22 protein-coding genes, 3 tRNA genes and 2 pseudogenes are annotated in these 22,774 nt (G+C 64.0%); 15 read left to right on the top strand and 12 right to left on the bottom strand.

Features of this window, described 5'->3' with window-relative positions; genetic code table 11:
• Window positions 1-57: 57 nt before the first annotated feature.
• The 5 genes from N5C28_RS20540 (at window position 58) to N5C28_RS20520 (ending at window position 4,501) form a co-directional block, all read left to right on the top strand.
• Window positions 58-369 carry a YkgJ family cysteine cluster protein gene (locus N5C28_RS20540; protein WP_279825132.1) on the top strand — a complete coding sequence of 104 codons (312 nt, stop codon included), beginning with the start codon at window positions 58-60 and terminating at the stop codon, window positions 367-369.
• 314 nt (window positions 370-683) lie between these two features.
• A complete protein-coding gene (ccoN, locus tag N5C28_RS20535; protein ID WP_279825131.1) occupies window positions 684-2,132 on the top strand; it encodes a cytochrome-c oxidase, cbb3-type subunit I in 1,449 nt (482 codons plus the stop codon).
• Complete coding sequence (locus N5C28_RS20530) at window positions 2,125-2,343, top strand: hypothetical protein (protein ID WP_279825130.1); 219 nt, start codon at window positions 2,125-2,127, stop codon at window positions 2,341-2,343. The genes ccoN and N5C28_RS20530 overlap by 8 nt, the downstream gene beginning before the upstream one ends.
• Window positions 2,344-2,437: 94 nt before the next feature.
• A complete protein-coding gene (locus N5C28_RS20525) occupies window positions 2,438-3,565 on the top strand; it encodes a CBS domain-containing protein (RefSeq protein WP_279825129.1) in 1,128 nt (375 codons plus the stop codon).
• Between the two features lie 75 nt (window positions 3,566-3,640).
• Window positions 3,641-4,501: a LysR family transcriptional regulator gene (locus N5C28_RS20520; protein ID WP_279825234.1), complete on the top strand. Its 861-nt coding sequence runs from the start codon at window positions 3,641-3,643 to the stop codon at window positions 4,499-4,501.
• Window positions 4,502-4,555: 54 nt separating this feature from the next.
• On the opposite strand, the gene N5C28_RS20515 is transcribed toward N5C28_RS20520, so the two are convergent.
• The 6 genes from N5C28_RS20515 to hemA all read right to left on the bottom strand — a co-directional run bounded on the left by N5C28_RS20515 (window position 4,556) and on the right by hemA (window position 10,025).
• Window positions 4,556-5,071 (bottom strand): acyloxyacyl hydrolase, encoded by a 516-nt coding sequence (locus N5C28_RS20515; protein WP_279825128.1) that lies wholly within the window; start codon window positions 5,069-5,071, stop codon window positions 4,556-4,558.
• A gap of 115 nt (window positions 5,072-5,186) precedes the next feature.
• Window positions 5,187-5,975 carry a glutamate racemase gene (gene murI / locus N5C28_RS20510; RefSeq protein WP_279825127.1) on the bottom strand — a complete coding sequence of 263 codons (789 nt, stop codon included), beginning with the start codon at window positions 5,973-5,975 and terminating at the stop codon, window positions 5,187-5,189.
• The gene (locus N5C28_RS20505; protein WP_279825232.1) at window positions 5,965-6,723 is read right to left on the bottom strand and encodes a molybdopterin-synthase adenylyltransferase MoeB; all 759 of its coding nucleotides are present in this window, start codon (window positions 6,721-6,723) and stop codon (window positions 5,965-5,967) included. The genes murI and N5C28_RS20505 overlap by 11 nt, the downstream gene beginning before the upstream one ends.
• A gap of 7 nt (window positions 6,724-6,730) precedes the next feature.
• A complete protein-coding gene (gene prmC, locus N5C28_RS20500) occupies window positions 6,731-7,564 on the bottom strand; it encodes a peptide chain release factor N(5)-glutamine methyltransferase (protein WP_279825126.1) in 834 nt (277 codons plus the stop codon).
• Between the two features lie 101 nt (window positions 7,565-7,665).
• A complete protein-coding gene (gene prfA, locus N5C28_RS20495) occupies window positions 7,666-8,748 on the bottom strand; it encodes a peptide chain release factor 1 (protein ID WP_279825125.1) in 1,083 nt (360 codons plus the stop codon).
• Window positions 8,745-10,025, bottom strand: coding sequence for a glutamyl-tRNA reductase (hemA, locus tag N5C28_RS20490; RefSeq protein ID WP_279825123.1), 1,281 nt, complete (start codon window positions 10,023-10,025; stop codon window positions 8,745-8,747). The genes prfA and hemA overlap by 4 nt, the downstream gene beginning before the upstream one ends.
• Window positions 10,026-10,213: 188 nt before the next feature.
• Here hemA and N5C28_RS20485 point away from each other — a divergent pair, with 188 nt between their 5' ends.
• The 9 genes from N5C28_RS20485 to ychF all read left to right on the top strand — a co-directional run bounded on the left by N5C28_RS20485 (window position 10,214) and on the right by ychF (window position 17,154).
• Entirely contained in the window at window positions 10,214-11,941 is a 1,728-nt protein-coding gene (locus N5C28_RS20485) for a tetratricopeptide repeat protein (protein WP_279825122.1), read from the top strand.
• Window positions 11,941-12,558 (top strand): lipoprotein insertase outer membrane protein LolB, encoded by a 618-nt coding sequence (gene lolB / locus N5C28_RS20480; RefSeq protein WP_279825121.1) that lies wholly within the window; start codon window positions 11,941-11,943, stop codon window positions 12,556-12,558. Before N5C28_RS20485 ends, lolB begins: the two co-directional genes overlap by 1 nt.
• Window positions 12,555-13,430 carry a 4-(cytidine 5'-diphospho)-2-C-methyl-D-erythritol kinase gene (ispE, locus tag N5C28_RS20475; RefSeq protein ID WP_279825120.1) on the top strand — a complete coding sequence of 292 codons (876 nt, stop codon included), beginning with the start codon at window positions 12,555-12,557 and terminating at the stop codon, window positions 13,428-13,430. The genes lolB and ispE overlap by 4 nt, the downstream gene beginning before the upstream one ends.
• A 22-nt stretch (window positions 13,431-13,452) precedes the next feature.
• Window positions 13,453-13,527: transfer RNA gene (locus N5C28_RS20470), tRNA-Gln, on the top strand.
• A gap of 50 nt (window positions 13,528-13,577) precedes the next feature.
• Window positions 13,578-13,652 (top strand) — tRNA-Gln (locus tag N5C28_RS20465).
• A 46-nt stretch (window positions 13,653-13,698) separates the two neighbouring features.
• The gene (locus N5C28_RS20460) at window positions 13,699-14,640 is read left to right on the top strand and encodes a ribose-phosphate pyrophosphokinase (RefSeq protein ID WP_279825118.1); all 942 of its coding nucleotides are present in this window, start codon (window positions 13,699-13,701) and stop codon (window positions 14,638-14,640) included.
• A gap of 115 nt (window positions 14,641-14,755) precedes the next feature.
• Window positions 14,756-15,370, top strand: coding sequence for a 50S ribosomal protein L25/general stress protein Ctc (locus N5C28_RS20455; protein WP_279825117.1), 615 nt, complete (start codon window positions 14,756-14,758; stop codon window positions 15,368-15,370).
• Between the two features lie 59 nt (window positions 15,371-15,429).
• On the top strand, window positions 15,430-16,020 hold the full coding sequence (gene pth / locus N5C28_RS20450; protein ID WP_279825116.1) for an aminoacyl-tRNA hydrolase: 591 nt from the start codon (window positions 15,430-15,432) through the stop codon (window positions 16,018-16,020).
• 33 nt (window positions 16,021-16,053) lie between these two features.
• Window positions 16,054-17,154 carry a redox-regulated ATPase YchF gene (gene ychF, locus N5C28_RS20445; protein ID WP_279825115.1) on the top strand — a complete coding sequence of 367 codons (1,101 nt, stop codon included), beginning with the start codon at window positions 16,054-16,056 and terminating at the stop codon, window positions 17,152-17,154.
• Between the two features lie 90 nt (window positions 17,155-17,244).
• On the opposite strand, the gene N5C28_RS20440 is transcribed toward ychF, so the two are convergent.
• Window positions 17,245-17,700, bottom strand: coding sequence for an isoprenylcysteine carboxylmethyltransferase family protein (locus N5C28_RS20440; RefSeq protein ID WP_279825113.1), 456 nt, complete (start codon window positions 17,698-17,700; stop codon window positions 17,245-17,247).
• A 31-nt stretch (window positions 17,701-17,731) separates the two neighbouring features.
• Window positions 17,732-19,834: a heavy metal translocating P-type ATPase gene (locus N5C28_RS20435; RefSeq protein WP_279825112.1), complete on the bottom strand. Its 2,103-nt coding sequence runs from the start codon at window positions 19,832-19,834 to the stop codon at window positions 17,732-17,734.
• 620 nt (window positions 19,835-20,454) lie between these two features.
• Between N5C28_RS20435 and N5C28_RS20430 the strand changes: the two genes are divergently transcribed.
• Window positions 20,455-20,531 (top strand) — tRNA-Met (locus N5C28_RS20430).
• Window positions 20,532-20,614: 83 nt separating this feature from the next.
• Here the strand turns inward: N5C28_RS20430 and N5C28_RS20425 are convergent.
• The 4 genes and pseudogenes from N5C28_RS20425 to N5C28_RS20410 all read right to left on the bottom strand — a co-directional run.
• A complete protein-coding gene (locus N5C28_RS20425; protein WP_279825111.1) occupies window positions 20,615-21,211 on the bottom strand; it encodes a putative adenosine monophosphate-protein transferase Fic in 597 nt (198 codons plus the stop codon).
• Entirely contained in the window at window positions 21,211-21,381 is a 171-nt protein-coding gene (locus tag N5C28_RS20420; RefSeq protein ID WP_156152798.1) for a YhfG family protein, read from the bottom strand. Before N5C28_RS20420 ends, N5C28_RS20425 begins: the two co-directional genes overlap by 1 nt.
• Window positions 21,378-22,409: pseudogene (locus N5C28_RS20415) on the bottom strand (tyrosine-type recombinase/integrase). Before N5C28_RS20415 ends, N5C28_RS20420 begins: the two are co-directional and overlap by 4 nt.
• Window positions 22,406-22,696, bottom strand: a pseudogene (locus tag N5C28_RS20410) (hypothetical protein); the annotation flags it as partial. The pseudogenes N5C28_RS20410 and N5C28_RS20415, both read right to left, overlap by 4 nt.
• Between the last annotated feature and the right edge of the window lie 78 nt (window positions 22,697-22,774).

The raw sequence follows: 22,774 nt of genomic DNA, 5'->3' as shown, positions 1-22,774 counted from the left end.
CACATTCCCCGACGAAGTGCGCCTGGGGCCGGCATCGCTCGCGTACACTGCGCCCCCATGACAACTATCGCGCACCGCCAGTTACCCGACGAACCCCGTGTCAGTTGCAGCACCTGCGCGGCTTGCTGCTGCCAGCTGGAAGTCATGCTGATCGGCGACACCGGTGTGCCCCAGCGTTTCATCGACACGGATGACTGGGGCGGCGAGGTGATGCGCCGCCTCGATGACGGCTGGTGCGCCGCCCTGGACCGCGACAGCATGCGCTGCACCATCTACGACGTACGCCCGCTGATCTGCCGCGAGTTCGAGCTGGGCGCGGCCGAGTGCCTGGAGGAACGCCGCGGCATTGCCACGGCCTACCGGCAGTGACATCGAAACGATGAATTTTAATGATTCGATCGTGCAATTTTCCGAATATCAAATAACGCCCTGGCTGGGATCGTCCAGCCGAAGGGCTCGCCGACAGCTGCCTGCAACCCCCGGGACAGGGCGCTTGGTCTGGCGAACGACTTTTGATATCAAAAAAATAGAATAAAACCGCATTTATTATTAATTAGTCGCATCCATCGTCATCCCGCAGACTTTCTCTGCTCCCTCCTACCTCCCCTTCGCTCGCGGCCCGGTCGACCCGTACCCGAGCGGCAGGAGGGTTGCGCCTGAAATCCCGAGAAGACGGAATAACGATGGCCACCCTTGCGACTGCCCCCACCCGCTACAACTACGAAATCGTCCGCCGGTTCACCCTCACCACCCTGTTCTGGGGCATCCTCGGCATGGGGATGGGCGTATTCATCGCCGCCCAGCTGGTGTGGCCGGAACTGAATTTCGGCATCCCCTGGCTCAGCTTCGGGCGCATCCGCCCGGTGCACACCAACCTGGTGATATTCGCCTTCGGTGGCGGCGCGCTGTTCGCCACCTCGTTCTACGTGCTGCAACGCACCTGCCGGGTGCGGGTGATCAGCGACGGCCTGGCCAACTTTCTGTTCTGGGGCTGGCAGGCAGCGGTGGTGGCGATGGTGCTCAGCTACCCGCTGGGCATCACCTACTCCAAGGAGTACGCCGAGATGGAGTGGCCGATCGCGCTGTGGGTCACCGTGCTCTGGCTGATCTACGCCTACCTGTTCTTCGGTACCATCGCCCGCCGCCAGGTGCGCCATATCTACGTGGGCAACTGGTTCTACGGCGCCTTCATCATCGTCACCGGCATGGTGCACGTGGTGAATCACATCGCGGTGCCGGTCTCGCTGCTCAAGTCGTACTCGGCCTACTCCGGCGCCACCGACGCGATGATCCAGTGGTGGTACGGCCACAGCGTGGTCGGCTTCATCCTCTCCGTGGGCTTCCTGGGGATGATGTACTACTTCGTGCCCAAGCAGGCCGAGCGGCCGATCTACTCCTATCGCCTGTCCATCGTGCACTTCTGGGCGATCATCACCCTGTACATCTGGGCCGGCCCGCACCACCTGCACTACACCGCCCTGCCGGACTGGGCGCAGACCCTGGGCATGGCGATGTCGATCATCCTCCTGGCGCCCAGCTGGGGCGGCATGATCAACGGCATGATGAGCCTGTCCGGCGCCTGGCATAAGTTGCGCACCGACCCGGTGCTGCGCTTCCTGGTGGTGTCCCTGGCGTTCTACGGCATGTCGACCTTCGAAGGGCCGATGATGGCGATCAAGACCGTCAACGCCCTGTCCCACTACACCGACTGGACCATTGGCCACGTGCATGCCGGGGCGCTGGGCTGGGTGGCGATGATCTCCATCGGCGCGCTGTACCACATGCTGCCCCGGCTCTACGGCCGCGAGCGGATGTACAGCGTCGGTCTGATCAACGCGCACTTCTGGCTCGCCACCATGGGCACCGTGCTGTACATCGCCTCGATGTGGGTCAACGGCATCACCCAGGGCCTGATGTGGCGCGCGGTCAACGAGGACGGCACCCTCACCTACTCCTTCGTCGAGGCCCTGGAGGCCAGCCATCCCGGTTACGTGGTGCGCCTGATCGGTGGTGCCATCTTCGCCAGCGGCATGCTGCTGATGGCCTGGAACACCTGGCTGACGGTGCGCGCCGGTGAGCGCGTAGATACCGTGCCGATGCACACCCCGGCAGAAGGGGCGGCCCATGCCTGAGTTGCTGCTGGCAGTCCTTACCACCCTCGGTTGCCTGCTCGGCTGCTGGCTGTGTTGCTCACGACCGGCCGGGTTCGAGCAGGCCAGCGTGCTGCCCTTCGCCGACGACCCGCAGGCGGCGGCCCGCATGACGCAGGCGACGGGGGTGCCCTGCAAGGTCACCACCCAACCGCTCGATGCGCCTGAGCCCGGGCCTCACCTGCTCGCCTGATTTCCTTCATCCATGGACGGATACTCCCGCGTGCCGTTCGCGGCACCTTTGCGGGCTCTTCAGCGATGCGGGGCCCTGCCTTTTTCTGGTCACCATGAAAACATCGTCTCGCCTTCGCCCCTGGCTCCTGGCCTTCATGCCGGAAGCCCCGCATACCCACCTGCACGAGTGGCTGCGCGCCGCGCTCGGCGCCGCCCTGGGTTTCGCGCTCGCCACCTGGCTGTGCAGCCACCTGTTCGGCCTACACCTGGCGGTGCATTTCTCCGGCCCGCTGGCCGCCTCCGCAGTGCTGCTGTTCGCCGTATCCTCCGGGGCACTGGCGCAGCCCTGGTCGATCGTCGGCAGCTACCTGTGTGCCAGCCTGGTGGGCCTGGTGATCGGCCAGGCCGCCGACCACAGCCTGCCTGCGGCGGCACTGGCCACCGGCGTGAGCCTGTTGCTGATGTGCCCGCTGCGCTGCCTGCACCCGCCGGGTGGGGCCATCGCCTTCTGCGTGGTATTCGCCCCGCTCGACCCGTCGCTGCCGCCGTGGCACCCGGCTGCGGCGGCATGGACCGGCGCCCTGGGCCTGCTCGCCTGTGCGCTGTTCTACAACAACCTGACCGGCATGCGTTACCCGCGCCAGAGCGCGCCTGCCCAGGACCCACACCACACCCGCGACCCGCTGCCGGGTGAACGCGTGGGCATTCGCGGCACCGACCTGGACCAGGCGCTCGACGAACTGGGTGCCTTCGTCGACGTGACCCGTGAAGACCTCGAGCTGATCGTGAAGAGCACCGAACGTCATGCGCTGCGGCGCAGCATGGGTGATATCCGGGTTCGGCAGGTGATGTCCCGCGACGTTGTCACCGCCACACCGACGACCACGCTCAAACGCGGCCTGCACCTGCTCCGTCATCATCACCTGAAGGCGCTGCCGATCCTCGACCCGGCGCAGCGGCTGGTCGGCATCGTCAGCCTGGCGGACCTGATAGATCCCCTGCGGCGCAAACCGACCCGACGCTTCGGCCTGTTCGAGTCGCGCCCACGCCTGGGCGAGCTGATGAGCAGCCCGGTGCTGCACACCGACGTCGACAGCCATGTGGTGGACCTGATCGGTCTGCTGTCCGACCGTGGCCTGCACTGCCTGCCGGTAGTGGAGGCGGGGAGGCTGGTGGGGGTCATCACCCAGACCGACCTGATCGCCGCCCTGCACCGGGACCTGCTGACCCACCTGGGCTGAACAACGGCCGCGCGTCGAAATGCGCGTCCACAGCCCGTACACTTGGCCTTCTTCACCCTGAGCCTGGCTGACGCGATGGACATCGACCTCACCCGCACCTTTCTGGAAATCGTCCGCGGTGGCAGCTTCATTGCCGCCGCCGAACGCATGCACGTCACCCAGACGGCGATCACCGCGCGAATCCAGAAGCTGGAAGGCCACCTCAACTGCACCCTGTTCGTGCGCAACCGCGCCGGTGCTCGTCTGACCCCGGACGGCGAGGCCTTCGTCGCCTACGCCAACCAGATCCTGCAGACCTGGGAGGCGGCGCAGCGCGACCTGCCGCTGCCGGACGGCTACCACAACGTCATTCATATCGGTGGCGAGGTGAGCCTGTGCAACCCGCTGATGCTGCGCTGGGTCAGCCGTATTCGCGCCAACATCGACCAGTACGCCGTGCACACGCGCATCGGCGACGGTCAGGAGCTGCTGCGCCAACTGGAACTGGGGGTGCTGGATGCGGTGCTGGTGTACCAGCCGAACTACTGGCCGGGCATGCAGGTGGAGCAGTTGCTGGAAGAAAAACTGATTCTGGTGCGGGCCAGGAACCCCGAACCCTACATCTATGTCGACTGGGGCGAAGCCTTTCGCCTGCAGCACGACAGCGCGCTGCCGGACAAGGCCAGGGCGCCGGTGTCGTTCAACCTGGGGCCGCTGGCGCTGCAGTACATCCTCGAGCACGGCGGCTCGGGCTATTTCCGTACGCGGGTGGTGCAAAGCTACCTGGACAAGAAGGTGCTCAAGCGCGTGCCACGGGCGCCGGAGTTCAGCTACCCCACCTACCTGGTGTACTCCCGCGAGCGCGATTCGGCGGTGCTGCAACAGGCGTTCGACCTGCTGCGCGAGGTGGTGGCCGAGGACACCGACTGGTCACAGCGCTGGGACCCGATGATCTGAAACGAAAACGCCCCTCCGGGGAGGGGCGATTCGGTGTTGCAGCTGCGAGACCGCTTAGAAGGCGAAGCGGTAGTGCAGGCTGTAGGCCTCGACGCCATCGTTCGGCTTCTTGATACCGGCGTTGGAGTAGTGGATCGCGCGGATGCCCACTTCCTGGCCGGCGAAGCGCAGGCCAGCACCGATACGGTCTTCGAATTGGAAGGACGAACCCAGGTCGTTGTCTTCCAGCTCGGTGCTGGAGAACGCGGCGACGCCGATACCGGCCTCGATGTAGGGCTTGACGGTCTGGCCGGCGAATTCGTAGACGAATACCGGTGCGAACGACAGGCTGTGGTTGCTGGCGGTGTCGTCACCTTCCCAGAACGTATAACCCGCATCCCAATACCCGGTCAGACGCCCCACATCGCTCTGGAACCAGCTGGTGCCGAAGTCGAACTGGGTACCGACGCGGTACACCATGGTCGAGTCGCCGCTCTGGCCAATCGAGAAGGTAACGTCTGCAGCCTGTGCAGTCCCCACTTGCCCAGCGATGAGTGCAGCAAGCGCAGTCAGGGTAAACAGCTTCTTCATGGGAATCCCTTTGTTATTAGCCCTAGGAATGAAATCCAGGTTTCGTTGCCAGTATAGAAATCTTCGCGCTAAAGAGAAGTATACGTATGCATAACAGCAGCAGTTCGGAGTGCCGTCAAAGCACCCGCACGGCAGCTGTTTCTCCCCACAGACGCGGCAGCACCTGCTGCATCTGCTCGGGGTCGCCACTCGACCAGAATTCGGCCGGTCGGGAGGCGCCCTCAGCCAACAGACCATGGCTGTTCAGGATTCGTTGCAACTGTTTTGCCACTGCTGCGCCAGTATCGATCAGGCTGACCGATTCGGGCACCAGCGTGAGCAGCAATGGTTTGATGAACGGGTAATGGGTGCAGCCCAGAATCAGCGTGTCGCAGCCTTCGTCCAGTAACGGTGCGACGTAGCCCTGCAACAGGGCACGGGTGCCGTCGCCGTCCAGGTCACCGGCCTCGATACGCTCCACCAGACCGGGGCATGGCTGAGTGATGACCCGCACGTCGCTGGCGAAACGGTCGAGCAAGGCGGCGAACTTGGCACTCTTCAGCGTGCCAGTGGTGGCCAGCACACCGACCACGCCACTGCGGGTCGCCGCGGCGGCCGGCTTGACCGCAGGCTCCATGCCGACGATGGGCAGGTTCGGGTAGCGTTCGCGCAACTCGGCCCCGGCCGCCGCGGTGGCGGTGTTGCAGGCCAGCACCAGGGCCTTGGCGCCCTGCGCCAGCAGGTGCTCGGTGATCAGCACGCAGCGCTCGCGGATGTACTCCGGGCTCTTCTCGCCATAAGGCACGTGGCCGCTGTCGGCCACATACAGCAGCGATTCGCCGGGCAGCGCCTGGCGAATCTCGTGCAGCACCGACAACCCGCCAATGCCGGAATCGAACACACCGATCGGCGCGTTACTGCCCATGCTGGCCCCCGCACACGGCACAGGCTGGGTCGCGCTTGACCCGCAGCTCGCGGAAGCGTGAGCCCAGGGCGTCGATCAGCAGCAACCGGCCAACCAGCGGCTCGCCGAATGGCGCCAGCAGCTTCAGGGCTTCCAGCGCCTGCAGGCTGCCGACCAACCCGACCAGGGCACCGACCACACCGGCCTCGCTGCAGGTCAGCTCGGCTTCGCTGCCGTGGCCATACAGGCAGTGGTAGCACGGGCTGTCGGCACGCCGCGGATCGAACACCGAGAGCTGCCCCTCCAGGCGGATCGCCGCGCCACTGACCAGGGGCACGCGCGCGGCCACGCACGCGGCATTGACCGCCTCGCGGGTGCCGAAGTTGTCCGAGCAATCCAGCACCAGGTCCACGGCGGCCACGGCCGCCGCAAGAGAGTCTTCATCCAGCGCCTGCCGGTGGGCCAGCAGACGCACCTCGGGGTTGAGTGCAGTGAGGCGCTGCATCGCCGAATCCACCTTGCTCTGGCCAACGCTGGCGGTGTCGTGGGCGATCTGCCGCTGCAGGTTGGTCAGGTCCACCGTGTCGAAATCCGCCAGGTGCAGTTCACCGACGCCGGCCGCCGCCAGGTACAGGGCCACCGGCGAGCCCAGGCCGCCCAGGCCGACGATCAGCACACGGCTGTGCTTGAGGCGCAGCTGGCCGTCCACATCGATCTGCGGCAGAAGAATCTGCCGGCTGTAACGCAGCAGTTCGTCGTCACTCAGCATGTTCTGTTCACTCATGATTGAAGCACCCCAGGCTGATACGTTCGTGGCCGCCTAGGTCACGGCGGCTTTCCACGGCAGTGAACCCGCGGGCCTGCAACAGGTTGCGCACGGCCTCGGCCTGATCGAAGCCGTGCTCCAGCGCCAGCCAGCCGCCCGGCTCCAGATAAGTCGGGGCCTGGTCGATGATCAGGCGGATGTCGTCCAGGCCATCCTCACCGGCCACCAGCGCACTGCTCGGCTCGAAACGCACATCACCCTCGGCCAGGTGGCGGTCGCCGGCTGCAATATAAGGCGGGTTGCTGACGATCAGTTGAAAGCGCTGGTCCGCTACTGCGCTGAACCAGTGACTGGCGCAGAAGCGGGCGTTGCCCAACCCGAGGCGCGCGCGGTTGCGCTCGGCCAGGGCGACGGCATCCGCCACCCGGTCCACGCCGCTCACCTGCCAGGCCGGACGCTCGCTGGCCAGGGCCAGGGCGATGGCCCCGGTGCCGGTGCCCAGGTCGAGCACGCTGGCCGGAGTCGCCGGCAGCAGCGCCAGGGCAGTTTCCACCAGCAGCTCGGTGTCGGGGCGGGGAATCAGGGTGTGCGGGGCGACTTCCAGCTCCAGGCTCCAGAAGCCCTGCTGGCCGAGGATGTAGGCAATCGGCTCGCCGGCTCGGCGACGCGCGAGGCTTTCATTGAAGGCAGCCTGCTGCACGGCATCCAGCTCACGCTCGGGCCAGGTGCGCAGGTAGCTGCGCGGCTTGCCCAACGCCGCGGCCAGCAGCAGCTCGGCGTCCAGGCGCGGCGTGGGCGAGTCAGGCAAGTCGGCGGTAGTGAGCAGGGATTCGATGCTGGCCATGTTCATCTCGTCGGGTGGATCGGGGCGCGCAGCTCACGCATATCGATCCACCGTGCGGGGCTGAGGGTGAATGAAAAGGCGCCATCCACCGTACCGGCGAATCAATCGCCCAGGGCGGCCAACTGGTCGGCCTGGTACTCGGCCAGCAGCGGCTCGATCACGGCGTCGACACCACCGGCCATCACATCACTCAGCGAATACAGGGTCAGGTTGATGCGGTGATCGGTGACCCGACCCTGGGGGAAATTGTAGGTGCGGATGCGCTCGGAACGGTCACCGGAACCCACCAGCAGCTTGCGCGTGTCGGAGATTTCCTTGTGCGCAGCGGCTTCCTGCTGGTCCTTGAGCTTGGCCGCCAGCCAGGCCATGGCCTTGGCGCGGTTCTTGTGCTGCGAGCGTTCTTCCTGGCACTCGACCACGGTCCCGGTGGGGATGTGGGTGATGCGGATCGCCGAGTCGGTGGTGTTGACGTGCTGGCCACCGGCGCCGGAAGAGCGGTAGGTGTCGACCCGCAGGTCCGCCGGGTTGATCTCGATGGCCGCCTGCTCGTCCGGCTCGGGCAGCACTGCCACGGTGCAGGCCGAGGTATGGATGCGACCCTGGGATTCGGTTTCCGGCACGCGCTGCACGCGGTGGGCACCGGACTCGAACTTCAGCTTGGCGTAGACGTTGTCGCCTTCGACGCGGGCGATCACTTCCTTGAAGCCGCCGTGCTCGCCTTCGTTGGCCGACAGCACCTCGACCCGCCAGCCCTGCTTCTCGGCATAGCGCGAATACATGCGGAACAGGTCGCCGGAGAAGATCGCCGCCTCGTCGCCGCCGGTACCGGCGCGCACTTCGAGGTAGACGTTGCGCCCGTCATTGGGGTCCTTGGGCAGGAGCATGCGCTGCAGGCGGTCTTCCAGCTCGACCAGTTGTTCCTTGGCCTGGGCAACCTCTTCCTCGGCCATTTCGCGCAGGTCCGGGTCGCTGTCTTTGAGCAGTGCCTGGGCACCTTCCAGGTCACCTTGCACCTTGCGAAAGGCGCGGAACGCCTGGTTGACCGGCTCGATCTCGGCGTACTCGCGGGAATAGGCACGGAACTGGGTCTGGTTGCCGATCACCTCGGCGTCGCCGAGCAGCGCCGTCAGTTCTTCGTAACGATCCTGCAGCAGGTCGAGTTTGTTGAGCAGTGACGCTTTCATTGCAGGCCTTTATTGGACGGCGCACCCTCGTCGAGGGCAAAGAGTTCCTGGGCCACGCCGAGCGCATCGACGCGACCGTCGGCCGAGAGTTTTTTCAGCTGCACGCTGGGTGCGTGCAGCAGCTTGTTGGTCAGGCCCCGGGCCAACTGGGCGATCACGTCTTCTGCCGGGCTGCCGTTGGCCAGCATGCGCAGGGCCTTGGCCTGCTCCTCGTCGCGCACGCGCTCGGCTTGCTGGCGGTAGGCCTTGAGCACATCCACCGCGGCCAGCTCGCGCAGGCGCTGCATGAAATCGTCGGCACCGGCGGAAACCAGCTCTTCGGCGGCCTGGGCGGCGCCCTGGCGGCTCTTGAGGTTTTCCTCGATCACTTCGTGCAGGTCATCGACGGTATAGAGGTAGACGTCGTCCAGCTCGCCCACCTCGGGCTCGATGTCGCGCGGCACGGCGATGTCGACCATGAAGAACGGCTTGTGCTTGCGCTGCTTGAGCGCACTTTCCACCGCGCCCTTGCCGAGAATCGGCAGCTGGCTGGCGGTGGAACTGATGACGATGTCGCTGTGCACCAGCTCCTGGGGAATGTCCGACAGCAGCACGGCGTGGGCGCCGAACTGCTCGGCCAGGCTGCTGGCGCGCTCCAGGGTACGGTTGGCCACGACGATGCGCTTCACGCCCTGATCGTGCAGGTGACGAGCCACCAGGCTGATGGTTTCGCCGGCGCCGATCAGCAGCGCCTGGCTGCGGTGCAGGTCGCTGAAGATCTGCTTGGCCAGGCTGACCGCGGCGAAGGCCACGGAGACCGGGTTCTCGCCGATCGCGGTGTCGGTGCGCACCTGCTTGGCGGTGCTGAACGTGGCCTGGAACAGGCGCCCGAGCAGCGGCCCCAGGGTGCCGGCCTCACGGGCCACGGCAAAGGCGGATTTCATCTGCCCGAGGATCTGCGGTTCGCCGAGGACCATCGAATCCAGGCCGGACGCCACGCGCATCATGTGACGAACTGCCGCATCGTCCTCATGCACATAGGCACAGGCGCGCAGCTCTTCGAGGCTCAAATGGTGGTAATCGGCGAGCCAGGCGAGCACCGCGTCGGCGGTCAGGCTGTCCTGTTCGAGGTACAACTCGCTGCGGTTGCAGGTAGAAAGGATCGCCGCCTCGCGGCTGGCGGTCTGCTGGCAGAGCTGTCGCAACGCCTCAACCAACTGCTCTGGAGTGAAGGCCACGCGTTCGCGGACGTCCACCGAGGCGGTCTTGTGGTTGATGCCGAGGGCGATGAAGGCCATGCAAAGTCGCTGACAGGGATAAGGAGGCGCGCAATTGTCCTACTTCGTCAGGCAGAGAACAACCACCGTTGGCTATTGTCCTAATAGACGGGTTTCGCTGAGGCCCGACCATTACACCGCGCCCCATGGGCTTGCCGTACGGCTTGTGTCATGATGCCCAGACCCGCAGGTTAGTCGCATTTCTTCCTATGAATAAATCCTTCGCGTTACTGACCGCCCTTGCATTTCTAGGCGGCTGCCAATCATTCGTCACGTCTTCGCCGGACGGCACCCCGCCCGTGGAAGAGGCCGATCAGGTCACGGTCACCGAACCGACCGTCTATGGCTCGTTCAGCCAGGAAACCCTGCTGGCGCTGCTGACCGCCGAACTGGCCGGTCAGCGCAACCGCTTCGACATCGCCCTGGGCAACTACGTGCAGCAGGCCAACGCCACCCAGGACGCCGGCGTGGCCGAACGCGGCTTTCGCATCGCCGAGTACCTGGGCGCCGAGCAGGCCGCGCTCGACACGGCCCTGATCTGGGCCAGCAACGCCCCGCAGAACATCGACGCGCAGCGCGCCGCCGCCGTGCAACTGGCCCGGGCCGGCCGCTACGACGAATCCATGTCGTACATGGAGCAGGTCCTGCAACGCCAGGGCAACACCCATTTCGATTTCCTGGCACTGTCGGCCGCCGAAACCGATCCGGACACCCGCGCAGGGCTCTTGCAAAGCTTCGACCGCCTGCTCGGCAAGTACCCCGACAACACCCAGCTGCACTTCGGCAAGGCCGTGCTGCTGCAACAGGACGGGCGCCCCGAGGAGGCCCTCAAGGAACTCGAGCGGCACACCGAGCCGTCCGAAGAAGTCACCCCGCTGCTGCTCCGCGCCCGCCTGCTGCAAAGCCTTGGCCGCGGCAAGGAAGCCCTGCCGTTGCTGGAAGACGGCCTGGAGCGCCAGCCCAACGACAAGCGCCTGCGCCTGACCTACGCCCGCCTACTGGTGGAGCAGGGCCGGATGGACGACGCCCGTGGCGAGTTCACCACCCTGGTTCAGCAGTTCCCCGACGATGACGACCTGCGCTTCTCCCTGGCCCTGGTCTGCATGGAAGCCGAGGCCTGGCACGAGGCGATCGTCTACCTGGAAGACCTGGTCGCCCGTGGCGCCCACGTCGACGCTGCCCACTACAACCTGGCGCGCGCCTACGAGGCCCTGGACGACATCGACAGCGCCCTGATGGAGTACGGCCTGGTCGGCGCCGGCAGTGACTACCTGCCCGCCCAGGCTCGCCAGACCGAACTGCTGGTGGAAAACAAGCGTGGCGCCGAAGCCTCGCAGCGCCTGGCCAAGAGCCGCGAGGCCCAGCCCGACTATGCCATCCAGCTGTACCTGATCGAGTCGGAAGCCCTGGCCAAGCAGCAACAGCACGAACAGGCCTGGGCACTGATCGAACAGGCCCTGGAGCAGTACCCCGACGACCTCAACCTGCTCTACACCCGCGCCATGCTCTCGGAGAAGCGCGACAACCTGGACCAGCTCGAGCGGGACCTGCGCTTCATCCTCGAGCGCGAGCCGGACAACGCCATGGCCCTCAACGCCCTGGGCTACACCCTGGCCGACCGCACCACGCGCTACGACGAAGCCAAGACCCTGATCGAACAGGCCCACCAGCTCAACCCGAGCGACCCGGCCATCCTCGACAGCCTGGGCTGGGTCAATTACCGCCTGGGCAACCTGGAAGAAGCCGAGCGCTGGCTGCGCCAGGCCCTCGAACAGTTCCCCGACCACGAAGTCGCCGCCCACCTCGGCGAAGTGCTATGGGTCCAGGGCAAGCAGCGCGAAGCCCGCAAGGTCTGGGGCGACGCCCTGAAAGAACAACCTGACAGCCCCATTCTGCGTAGCACCGTGCTGCGCCTGACCGGAGCAGAAACGCTTTGATGTTTACTCGCCACATCCTCGTTTTGGGCCTGCTGGCCGTATTGACCGGCTGCGCCGGCCTGACCTCCCGCGAAGCCGTCGAAGGTCATGGCAACCCCGAGCAATGGAACGCCCACAAGGCCAGAATCACCGCCCTCGATGCCTGGCAGATCAACGGCAAGGTCGGCATCCGCGCCCCTCGCGACTCCGGCAGCGGCACCCTGTTCTGGCTGCAGCGCCAGGACTACTACGACATTCGCCTGTCCGGCCCGCTGGGGCGCGGCGCCGCGCGTCTGACGGGCCGCCCGGGGAAAATCCTGCTGGAAGTGGCCAACCAGGGCCGCTACGAAGCCGAATCCCCCGAAGAACTGCTGCAACAACAGCTCGGCCTGAACCTGCCGGTGTCGCACCTGCTCTGGTGGATCCGTGGCCTGCCGGCACCTGACAGCAAGAGCCGGGTCACCCTCGATGGCGACAGCCGCCTGGCGCAGCTGAGCCAGGATGGCTGGGACGTGGAATACACCCGCTACGCCGAGCAGAACGGCTACTGGCTGCCCGAGCGCCTCAAGCTGGAAGGTCACGACCTGCAGGTGACCCTGGTGATCAAGGACTGGCAGCCCCGCCAGCTGGGCCAATGACCGCACCGGCAATACCCGCTGGCGCCGCGCTCATCCTGCCGGCCCCGGCCAAGCTCAACCTCATGCTGCACATTCTCGGGCGCCGTCCCGACGGGTACCACGAGCTGCAGACGCTGTTCCAGTTTCTCGACCACGGCGACGAACTGGGCTTCGCCCTGCGCGATGACGGCGAAATCCGCCTGCACACCGAGATCGCCGATGTGCCCCACGACAGCAACCTGATCGTGCGGGCCGCCCGCCGCCTGCAGGCCGAAGCCGGTTGCCCGCTGGGCGCCGACATCTGGCTGGACAAACGCCTGCCCATGGGCGGCGGCATCGGCGGCGGCAGCTCGGATGCCGCCACCACCCTGCTCGGCCTCAACCACCTCTGGCAACTGGGCTGGGACGAAGATCGCCTGGCCGCACTGGGCCTGGGACTGGGCGCCGACGTGCCGGTATTTGTGCGCGGGCGCGCCGCCTTTGCCGAAGGCGTTGGCGAGCGCCTCACCCCGGTCGAACTGGAAGAACCCTGGTTTCTCGTCGCCATTCCGCAAGTCCTTGTCAGCACAGCGGAAGTTTTCTCCGACCCCGAGTTGACACGGGATACGCCGCCCATTAAAGTTCGCAGCCTTCTTGAGGGGGGCGGTCGTAACGACTGTCAGCCGGTTGTCCAGAAGCGTTATCCAGAAGTTCGTAACGCTCTGATCTTGTTGAACAATTTTGTTCCAACCAGATTGACCGGCACTGGAGCTTGTGTGTTTGGGAGCTTCCCAAACAAGGTCGATGCTGATAAAGTCGCCCGCCAACTTCCAGCCACTTTGCCGAGCTTCGTCGCTCAAGGGCGCAACGTTTCGATGTTGCACCGCAAGCTCGAAACACTGGCCAGGAAGTGAATGCAAGAGAGTTAGTCGCAGTAGGGGCGTCGCCAAGCGGTAAGGCAGCAGGTTTTGATCCTGCCATGCGTTGGTTCGAATCCAGCCGCCCCTGCCATTAACGCCTTCGGGCTTTAACGACTAAACGCATTCGGGAACACACGATACAGGGGCGTCGCCAAGCGGTAAGGCAGCAGGTTTTGATCCTGCCATGCGTTGGTTCGAATCCAGCCGCCCCTGCCATTTTCTATACTCATCCAGGTATACCCTCAGCCGGCAGGTACTGCGCGTGTCCAAGATGATGGTCTTCACGGGGAATGCTAACCCCGATCTGGCGCGACGTATCGTACGTCAGCTGCACATCCCCCTCGGCGATGCCTCTGTCGGTAAGTTTTCCGACGGCGAAATCAGCATCGAAATCAACGAAAACGTTCGCGGTAAAGACGTCTTCCTGATTCAACCGACGTGCGCGCCAACCAACGACAACCTGATGGAACTGGTGGTGATGGCCGATGCCTTCCGCCGCTCCTCGGCGACTCGAATCACCGCTGTCATTCCCTACTTCGGCTATGCCCGCCAGGATCGCCGTCCGCGCTCCGCCCGCGTGGCAATCAGCGCCAAGGTCGTGGCTGACATGCTCACCGTTGTAGGCATCGACCGTGTACTCACCGTCGACCTGCACGCGGATCAGATCCAGGGTTTCTTCGATATTCCGGTAGATAACATCTACGGCTCCCCCGTTCTGGTGGACGACATCGAAGACCAGCGTTTCGATAACCTGATGATCGTCTCCCCGGACATCGGTGGCGTCGTTCGTGCCCGTGCTGTCGCCAAATCCCTGGGTGTAGACCTGGCGATCATCGATAAGCGCCGCGAAAAGGCCAACCACTCCGAAGTGATGCACATCATCGGTGACGTCGAAGGCCGTACCTGCATCCTGGTCGATGACATGGTCGACACCGCCGGCACCCTGTGCCACGCGGCCAAGGCGCTGAAAGAACACGGCGCTGCCAAGGTCTTCGCCTATTGCACCCACCCGGTACTGTCGGGCCGTGCAATCGAGAACATCGAAAAATCGGTGCTGGACGAACTGGTGGTGACCAACACCATCCCGTTGTCCGCCGCCGCGCAATCCTGCTCGCGCATTCGCCAGCTGGATATCGCACCGGTTGTCGCTGAAGCGGTACGCCGCATCAGCAATGAAGAATCGATCAGCGCGATGTTCCGTTAACCCGGAACATTCGCTGAACGTAATGCGCCTCGCTCTTTGCGGGGCTTTTTTACCTTACCGTCCCGGTCGCTGGTCGCAAGCGTGAAGGACGGTTTGGTTATTTTGGAGAAGTGAAATGACTGTTGAATTTGCCCTGAATGCCGAAGCGCGTTCCGACCTGGGGAAAGGTGCGAGCCGCCGCCTGCGTCGTAACGCCAACCTGGTTCCGGCCGTTATCTACGGTGGCGAGAAAGCCCCTGTATCGATCAGCCTGATCGCCAAGGACCTCGCCAAATTGCTGGAAAACGAAGCTGCGTTCAGCCACGTGCTGAGCCTGAGCGTCGACGGCAAGAAAGAAGACGTTCTGATCAAGGCCCTGCAGCGCCACCCGGCCAAGGGTTTCGTTCTGCACGCTGACTTCATCCGCGTCGTTGCCGGCCAGAAGCTGACCGCCCACGCTCCCCTGCACTTCATCAACGAAGCTACCTCCGTTGGCGTGAAGAAAGGCGGCGAAGTGCTGCACAGCCTCAGCGAAGTCGAAGTCTCCTGCCTGCCGAAAGACCTGCCGGAGTTCATCGAAGTCGACATGGCCAAGGTCGAGGTCGACCAGACCGTCCACCTGTCCGACATCAAACTGCCGAAAGGCGTTGAGCTGGTTGCTTTGGCCCACGGCAGCGATCTGCCGGTTGCCAGCATCCACATGCCGCGCGTTCGTGCAGAAGAAGGCGAAGGCGAAAGCACCGCCGAGTAATATCGTCGGGCTGCGCACCGCCTGGCGGTGCGCGCCAGCTTCACAAAAAGGGCTCCTGTATGACTGCCGTACAACTGATCGTTGGCCTGGGTAACCCCGGCCCCGAATACGACCAGACCCGGCACAATGCAGGGGCCCTTTTCGTTGAGCGCCTGGCAGACAGCCAGCGCGTCAACCTCAGCGTCGATCGCAAGTATTTCGGCCTGGTGGGCAAGTTCAACCACCAGGGACGCGAAGTCCGTTTACTGATCCCCACCACGTTCATGAACCGCAGCGGCCAGTCCGTGGCGGCCTTGGCGAATTTCTTCAAGCTCAAGCCCGAAGAAATCCTGGTGGCCCACGACGAACTCGACATGCCGCCAGGCGTCGCCAAACTCAAACAGGGTGGCGGGCACGGTGGGCATAACGGGCTGCGCGACATCATCGCCCAGCTCGGCAACCAGAATAATTTCTACCGCCTGCGGCTTGGCATTGGCCATCCCGGGCACAGCAGCATGGTCTCCAACTTCGTGCTAGGCCGCGCCCCGCGCAGCGAGCAGGAGCTGCTGGACACCAGCATCGACTTCGCACTCGGCGTGCTGCCGGAAATGCTCGCAGGCGACTGGAGCAAGGCGATGCACAAGCTGCACAGCCAGAAAGCCACCTCTTAACTCTTTACCGCCATCCGCGCGAGGGACAACACCATGGGATTCAACTGCGGCATCGTCGGCCTGCCCAACGTCGGCAAGTCCACCCTGTTCAACGCCCTCACCAAATCCGGTATCGCGGCAGAGAACTTTCCGTTCTGCACCATCGAGCCGAACAGCGGCATCGTGCCGATGCCCGACCCACGCCTCGACGCCCTGGCGGAAATCGTCAAGCCGGAGCGCGTGATCCCCACCACCATGGAGTTCGTCGACATCGCCGGCCTGGTGGCCGGTGCCTCCAAGGGTGAAGGCCTGGGCAACAAGTTCCTCGCCAACATCCGCGAGACCGACGCCATTGCCCACGTGGTGCGCTGCTTCGAAGACGAGAACGTCATCCACGTCGCCAACAGCGTCGACCCCAAGCGTGACATCGAGATCATCGACCTCGAACTGATCATGGCCGACCTCGACAGCTGCGAGAAACAACTGCAGCGCGTGGCCCGTACCGCCAAGGGCGGCGACAAGGAGTCCGTGGCGCAGAAGGCGCTGCTGGAGAAGCTCATCCCCCACTTCACCGAAGGCAAGCCGGCCCGCAGCCTGCTCAAAGACCTGGGTGACGACGAGAAGCGCCTGGCCAAGACCTTCCACCTGCTGACCACCAAGCCGGTGATGTACATCGCCAACGTCGCCGAAGACGGCTTCGAGAACAACCCGCTGCTCGACGTGGTCCAGGCCATCGCCGACGCCGAGGGCGCCATCGTGGTGCCGGTGTGCAACAAGATCGAGGCCGAGATCGCCGAGCTGGGCGACCTGGAAGAAATGCAGATGTTCCTCGAGACCATGGGCATGGAAGAGCCGGGCCTAAACCGCGTGATCCGCGCCGGTTACTCGCTGCTCAACCTGCAGACCTACTTCACCGCCGGCGTGAAGGAAGTGCGTGCCTGGACCGTCAAGGTCGGCGCCACTGCCCCGCAATCGGCCGCCGCCATCCACACCGACTTCGAGAAAGGCTTCATCCGCGCCGAAGTCATCGCCTATGACGACTTCATCCAGTACAAGGGTGAAGCCGGCGCCAAGGAAGCCGGCAAATGGCGCCTGGAAGGCAAGGAATACATCGTCAAGGATGGCGACGTGATGCACTTCCGCTTCAACGTCTAAGCCCGCGTCAGGCCCATACGGCCTCGATGAACGAAAGCCCCTTGAGCTGCGACGCTCAAGGGGCTTTTTCGTTAAAACCCGTCACGAAAGCTAGAGCCAGCGCCGGACCTGCTGCCGGTAGCGGCTGAACGCCTCCCCGAACCGCTGCTGCAGCGCCTGTTCCTCGGGGGCGATCTGGAAGCGGTTCATGTAGATCACGAACCCGACCACACCCAACACCGCCTGGGGCACACCCAGGAAGATCGCCCAGGCCAGCAGCATGATGGCGAAGCCCAGGTACATGGGGTTGCGGCTGTAGCGGTAGACCCCGGACGCCACCAGCGCGGAGGCGTTCGACGGCGCCAGCGGGTTGACCGTGGTCTGCGCCCGGCGAAAGCTCAATACCCCCGCCAGGCACAGCGCACCACCCAGCAACGCCACCAGGCCGGCGATGCCCAGCCGCCAGAGCGGAGGCGTTGCCAGGCCTTCGGGCCAGGCCAGAAATGCCATCAGCAGCGCCCACAACAGCACGACCAGCACCGGCGGTACACGATGATCCAATCCCATCGGCGTTACTCCCTCTCGCCCCAGCCAATCCCTACTTCTTGAGCAGTCGCAGCCCGTTCAGCACCACCAGCAGGCTCACGCCTACATCCGCGAACACCGCCATCCACATGGTGGCCCATCCCAGCAAGGTGAACACCAGGAAGATCGCCTTGATCCCCAGGGCGAAGCCGATGTTCTGCCGCAGGATCGCCGTCGTGCTGCGCGACAGCTGGATAAAGGCCGGCAGCTTGCGCAGGTCATCGTCCATCAGCGCGACATCCGCCGTCTCGATGGCCGTTCCCGTGCCGGCAGCGGCCATGGCGAAACCGACCTGGGCGCTGGCCAGGGCCGGCGCATCGTTGATACCGTCACCGACCATGCCCACCACATGCCCCCGGCTTTGCAACTCGCCGATGGCCGCCAGCTTGTCCGCAGGCAGCAGGTTGCCGCGCACCTCGTCGATACCCACCTGGCTGGCGATCGCCTGCGCCGTATGGGCGTTGTCGCCGGTCAGCATCATGGTCTTGATACCCAACCGGTGCAGGGCTTCGATGGCGGCCTGGCTGGAAGCCTTGACCGTATCGGCCACCGCGAACAAGGCGACGACCCGCGCCTCGGTGGCCAAGGCCACCACGGTTTTACCCTGGCGTTCCAGATCGCCCATCGCCGCATCGAGCGCCGACGAGCCCAACCCTAATTCCTCGATCAGGCGCTGGTTGCCCAGGTAATGGCGCTCGCCCTCGACCACACCCCGGACGCCACGCCCCGGCAACGCCTCGAATTCATCGACGGCCAGCAGCGCACTCTCATCCAACGCTGCCCGCTTGGCGATGGCCAGCGAGACCGGGTGATCCGAACGCCCAGCCAGGCTGGCCGCTACACGCGGTACATCGACGCCTGAATCACTCACCCACGCCACGTAATCGGTCTGCTCCGGCTTGCCGTGGGTGATGGTGCCGGTCTTGTCGAGGGTGATGAAACTCAGCTTGGCCCCGCTTTCCAGGTACACCCCGCCCTTGACCAGAATCCCTTTGCGCGCCGCGGCAGCCAGGCCGCTGACAATAGACACCGGAGTGGAGATCACCAGCGCGCAGGGGCACGCCACCACCAGCAGCACCAGCGCCCGGTAGATCCACTCCGTCCACGTCCCGCCCATCAGCAGCGGCGGCACCAGCGCGACGGCCAGTGCGAAGAAGAACACCGCCGGCGTATAGACCCGGGAGAACTGATCGATAAAGCGCTGGGTGGGTGCCCGGGAGTTCTGGGCCTCCTCCACGGCGTGGATGATCCGCGCCAGCGTGGTGTTACCGGCCTCGGCCGTGACCTGGTACTCGAACGAGCCGTTTTCGTTGATCGTGCCGGCGAATACCGGGTCGCCGACCGACTTTTCGACGGGAAGACTCTCCCCGGTAATAGGCGCCTGGTTCACCGCCGAGCTGCCGCGCTGGATCTCGCCATCCAGGCCGATCCGCTCCCCCGGGCGCACCCGCACCAGGGCGCCGATCACGACGGTCTTGACGTCGACCTCCAGCCACTCGCCATCCGCCTGCCGCACTGTCGCCCGCTCGGGCGCCAGGTCCATCAGGCCGCGGATCGCATTGCGCGCCCGGTCCAGGGAGCGGGCCTCGATCATTTCCGCCAGGGTGAAGAGGAACATCACCATGGCCGCCTCCGGCCATTGGCCAATGAGCACCGCGCCAGTCACAGCGATGCTCATCAGCGCATTGATGTTCAGGTTAAGGTTCCTGAGCGCTATCCAGCCCTTCTTGTAGGTGGTCGGGCCGCACAGGAGGATGGCCAGCAGCGCGACGGCCGCCACCACCCACTCCGGGGCAGCCTCGGTGAAATGCAGCACCTCGGCCCCCGCGGCAGAGATACCGGACAGCGCCAACAGCCATTTGCCGCGCATGCTGAGGCTGCCGTGGTCATGGTCGTGCCCGTGGTGGTCGCCCTGGGCCGGCGCGGCGGAATCCTGAGCATCCAGCGGTTCGGCACGCATGCCGAGGGCTGCGACCTCGCGCTCGATCTCACGGGCGTCTGCCAGGCTGTGCCAGACCCCCAGCGTGCGGTTCATCAGGTTGAATTCGAGCTTCTGGATACCGCCATGCTTGCCGAGGCGGGACTCGATCATCATCTGCTCGGTGGGGCAGCACATCTCACCAATGCGGAAGCGGCTGAGGCGCGATGCCGAAGTGTCGGTGGCTGCAAACGCGGCATGGCCTGTCGGCTCGGCAACCGACTGCCCAGGCTCCGTGATGGCGTATAGGCTGCTGGGGGCAGGAACCGTTGTTGCGCAACCGGCGGTGGAGGAACAACAGCCAGCGCCCTCAGCCGGAACGGCTTCGGACTCAGCCTGCGACGCACAGCACCCTGCGCTTTTGCACTCAGGCTCCACGGCTTGCACACCACCGCCCTGGCTCGCCTTGGGGTCGAACACCTCCACGCTGGCCCGCCCATCAGGGCCCGATTCACCGCCACAGCAACGCTTCATCACTCACACCTCCCACATGCATAGGTGGAGTGAAAACCCTGTAGCGACTACAAGGTCAAGCGATTCCCTTCGATTTTTTCCAGGGCCTCTGGAGTAGCCCCGACAGAATGCGGAACGCAGGCATGGTGCCTTCAGGTATCCAGAGAAAGGGAACATGCATGCGGATGCAGCGCCCTAGCCGCCTGCCACCCTGGCGACAGACCCTAAGCGTTTGAAAGTGCATAAAATTTATGGAGAGACAGGCTTGACAGCCAGCCACCAGACGAGAATAATGCGCGCCACTCGGCTACGTAGCTCAGCTGGTTAGAGCATAGCATTCATAATGCTGGGGTCCGGGGTTCAAGTCCCTGCGTAGCCACCAAACAAAACAAGGGTTTACCGAAAGGTAAGCCCTTTTTTGTTTCTAGGGTGTCCCCAAACTGTCCCTTTCTTGTCCCGCCCACATCAAGCGATGAGGTCACCGATGCAGCGCTCGAAAATGGCGGTCATTGCGCGATAGTCGCAAACCACTGAATCGATGTTTGCCTGAATCCACTCAGCCTCACCTACGCCCCACCAGTCGACCTGATAGCCGGCGTTGATGATCAGATGCTCGAACAGGATCCGCTGAGCCCTGCCATTGCCCTCACGAAACGGGTGGATGATATTCAGATCGCCGTACAGCTCTGCAGCCGCAATGACCAGATCCGGGCGAGCCATTGCCTCGAACCAGCCAGCTGAAGCTACTCGCTTGAACAGCTTGGTGGATTCAGCCCCGATACGGGTCACGTTGCAGAAATGCGTTCCACCCTTCGAGATATCAACTGTGCGCAACTCACCCGCCCAATCGTAAACGTCGCCGAACAGATGCCGGTGTATACGCTGCAGGTAAGCGAGATCGTAGGGAGGGAGGTCGAAGTCCAACTGGCTAGCTGCGATTTCAGAAAGATTGCGCTCAGCCTGATGGAGAGCGCTATCGTCAGTCAGGCCTAGACGATTACGTAGAACATCGGTGCCTGGGTAGCAGTAAGGATCCTGCCCGACGCCGTACTTGTCGAGCATCAGGCCTGACTAGACCGCGCAGCGTTCAGAGCAGCCTCACGAGTCGGGAGCTTACGCTCGGCATCGGCCTGCGTCGTGTTGAACCCTTCAAGGCGCAGGCTGGCCGCGTAGTTCGACCGGCGGGCCTTAGCGCAGTAAGCCTTCTTGGCTTGCAGAGATACACCTGTCACAGGATTGCCTCGTTCGTTTCGCCAGCGATCATTATAGCGGATTGCCCCTCATTCTGGCTCAGTAACCCAAGCGGTGAAAGGGTCAAGGCAGTGGCAAAGTGATCAGGCGCCAGATGCAAATAGAATAGCGCATGGTCATCTTGATATCGCCATGACCCAGGATGCGCTGCAACGTGAGGATGTTCACGCCCTGCATCATGTAGTGGCTGGCGAACGTGCGCAGCAGGATGTCAGTGAGTTGCCCAGGCGTATCAAACCCGGTGCGCTCATAGGCTTTGCGGAAAGCGCCACGGCAGGGGTGAACAGCCGGCCAGATCCTGGGTAACCGCGCTCCAATATCAGCTTTTCAAGCTCAGCCGGGATAGGCACTGATCGCCCCTTCCCATTCTTGGTACGCACGAAACGCACCGGCCAATGCGCACCTCTGCTCGAGCAAGGCTTTCGGCTTCATCCCAGCGCGCCACGGCAGCAAGGCAGATCCTGGCGACTGGCAGCGTGTGGCTGTTGCTAGATGCTTCGCACTCCTCGAGCAGCAAACGGCATTGCTCTAGGGTGAGATAGGATCGCTCGGCCTCATCGACCTTGAGCCGGCGAATGGCGCAAATCGGGTTCGGCTCATTCCACACGCCGAGGCGAATCAGCTCATTGAAGACGAATTTCAGGTAGCGGTGCTCATGGTTCACGGTGGCCGGGGGGCAGGTCTTCAAACGCTCGGTACGGTAGCGACCGAAATCCAGGGCTGTGAAGCTGGTAGCGATCGGGTTACCCAGCGCGACGGCGATCGCCTTGGTACGCGAGTCGCGCGATGGGTCTTTCAAGGTTGAGCCGTGTAGCTCATACCAGACGTCGACCAGATCCAGCAGACGCTCACCAGGGTCACGGCCACGCTGGCTGTATTCACGACGCATGTCGGACACCCAACGCTCAGCCTCGGATTTGGTGCGAAAGCTACGTTTACGCTTGCGGATACCCGCTGCCTTATCCAGCAGAAATCGACGTCCCAACCGTTGGCACCCCTTGGTGATCATACGGCCCTGCCCCACCGCACATGACAATCTTGCAAGAGGTCTTTGATGTGCTTGTACAGATCCCGCTCGCTCATTTCTTTGGCCGCGTAGTGATCGCGGATGAGCGGCCAGCAGTCCCATTGCTGGAGGGTCTCAAACGCCTTTTTTGCGCCAACCCGCTCCCTTGCCAGCAGGCTGATGAAGTTTCCCAGGAACAGCTCCACGTTCTTGCCCGAGAAGCCACGGGACGTCTTGTGGTAGCGCTTGTATTCGGTCTCTTCAAGGAGCGAATCCACCGGCAGATCGACGCACACTGGATCGGAAAGAAGATTCTCCGGGCCGTTTCGGCTGGCCGGTTTACGGGCGAATCGGGGTACCAGTCCGGC

The organism is Pseudomonas sp. GD03944, assembly GCF_029839275.1.
Lineage (GTDB): Bacteria > Pseudomonadota > Gammaproteobacteria > Pseudomonadales > Pseudomonadaceae > Aquipseudomonas.
This window is presented reverse-complemented; position numbering and strand designations above follow the sequence as displayed.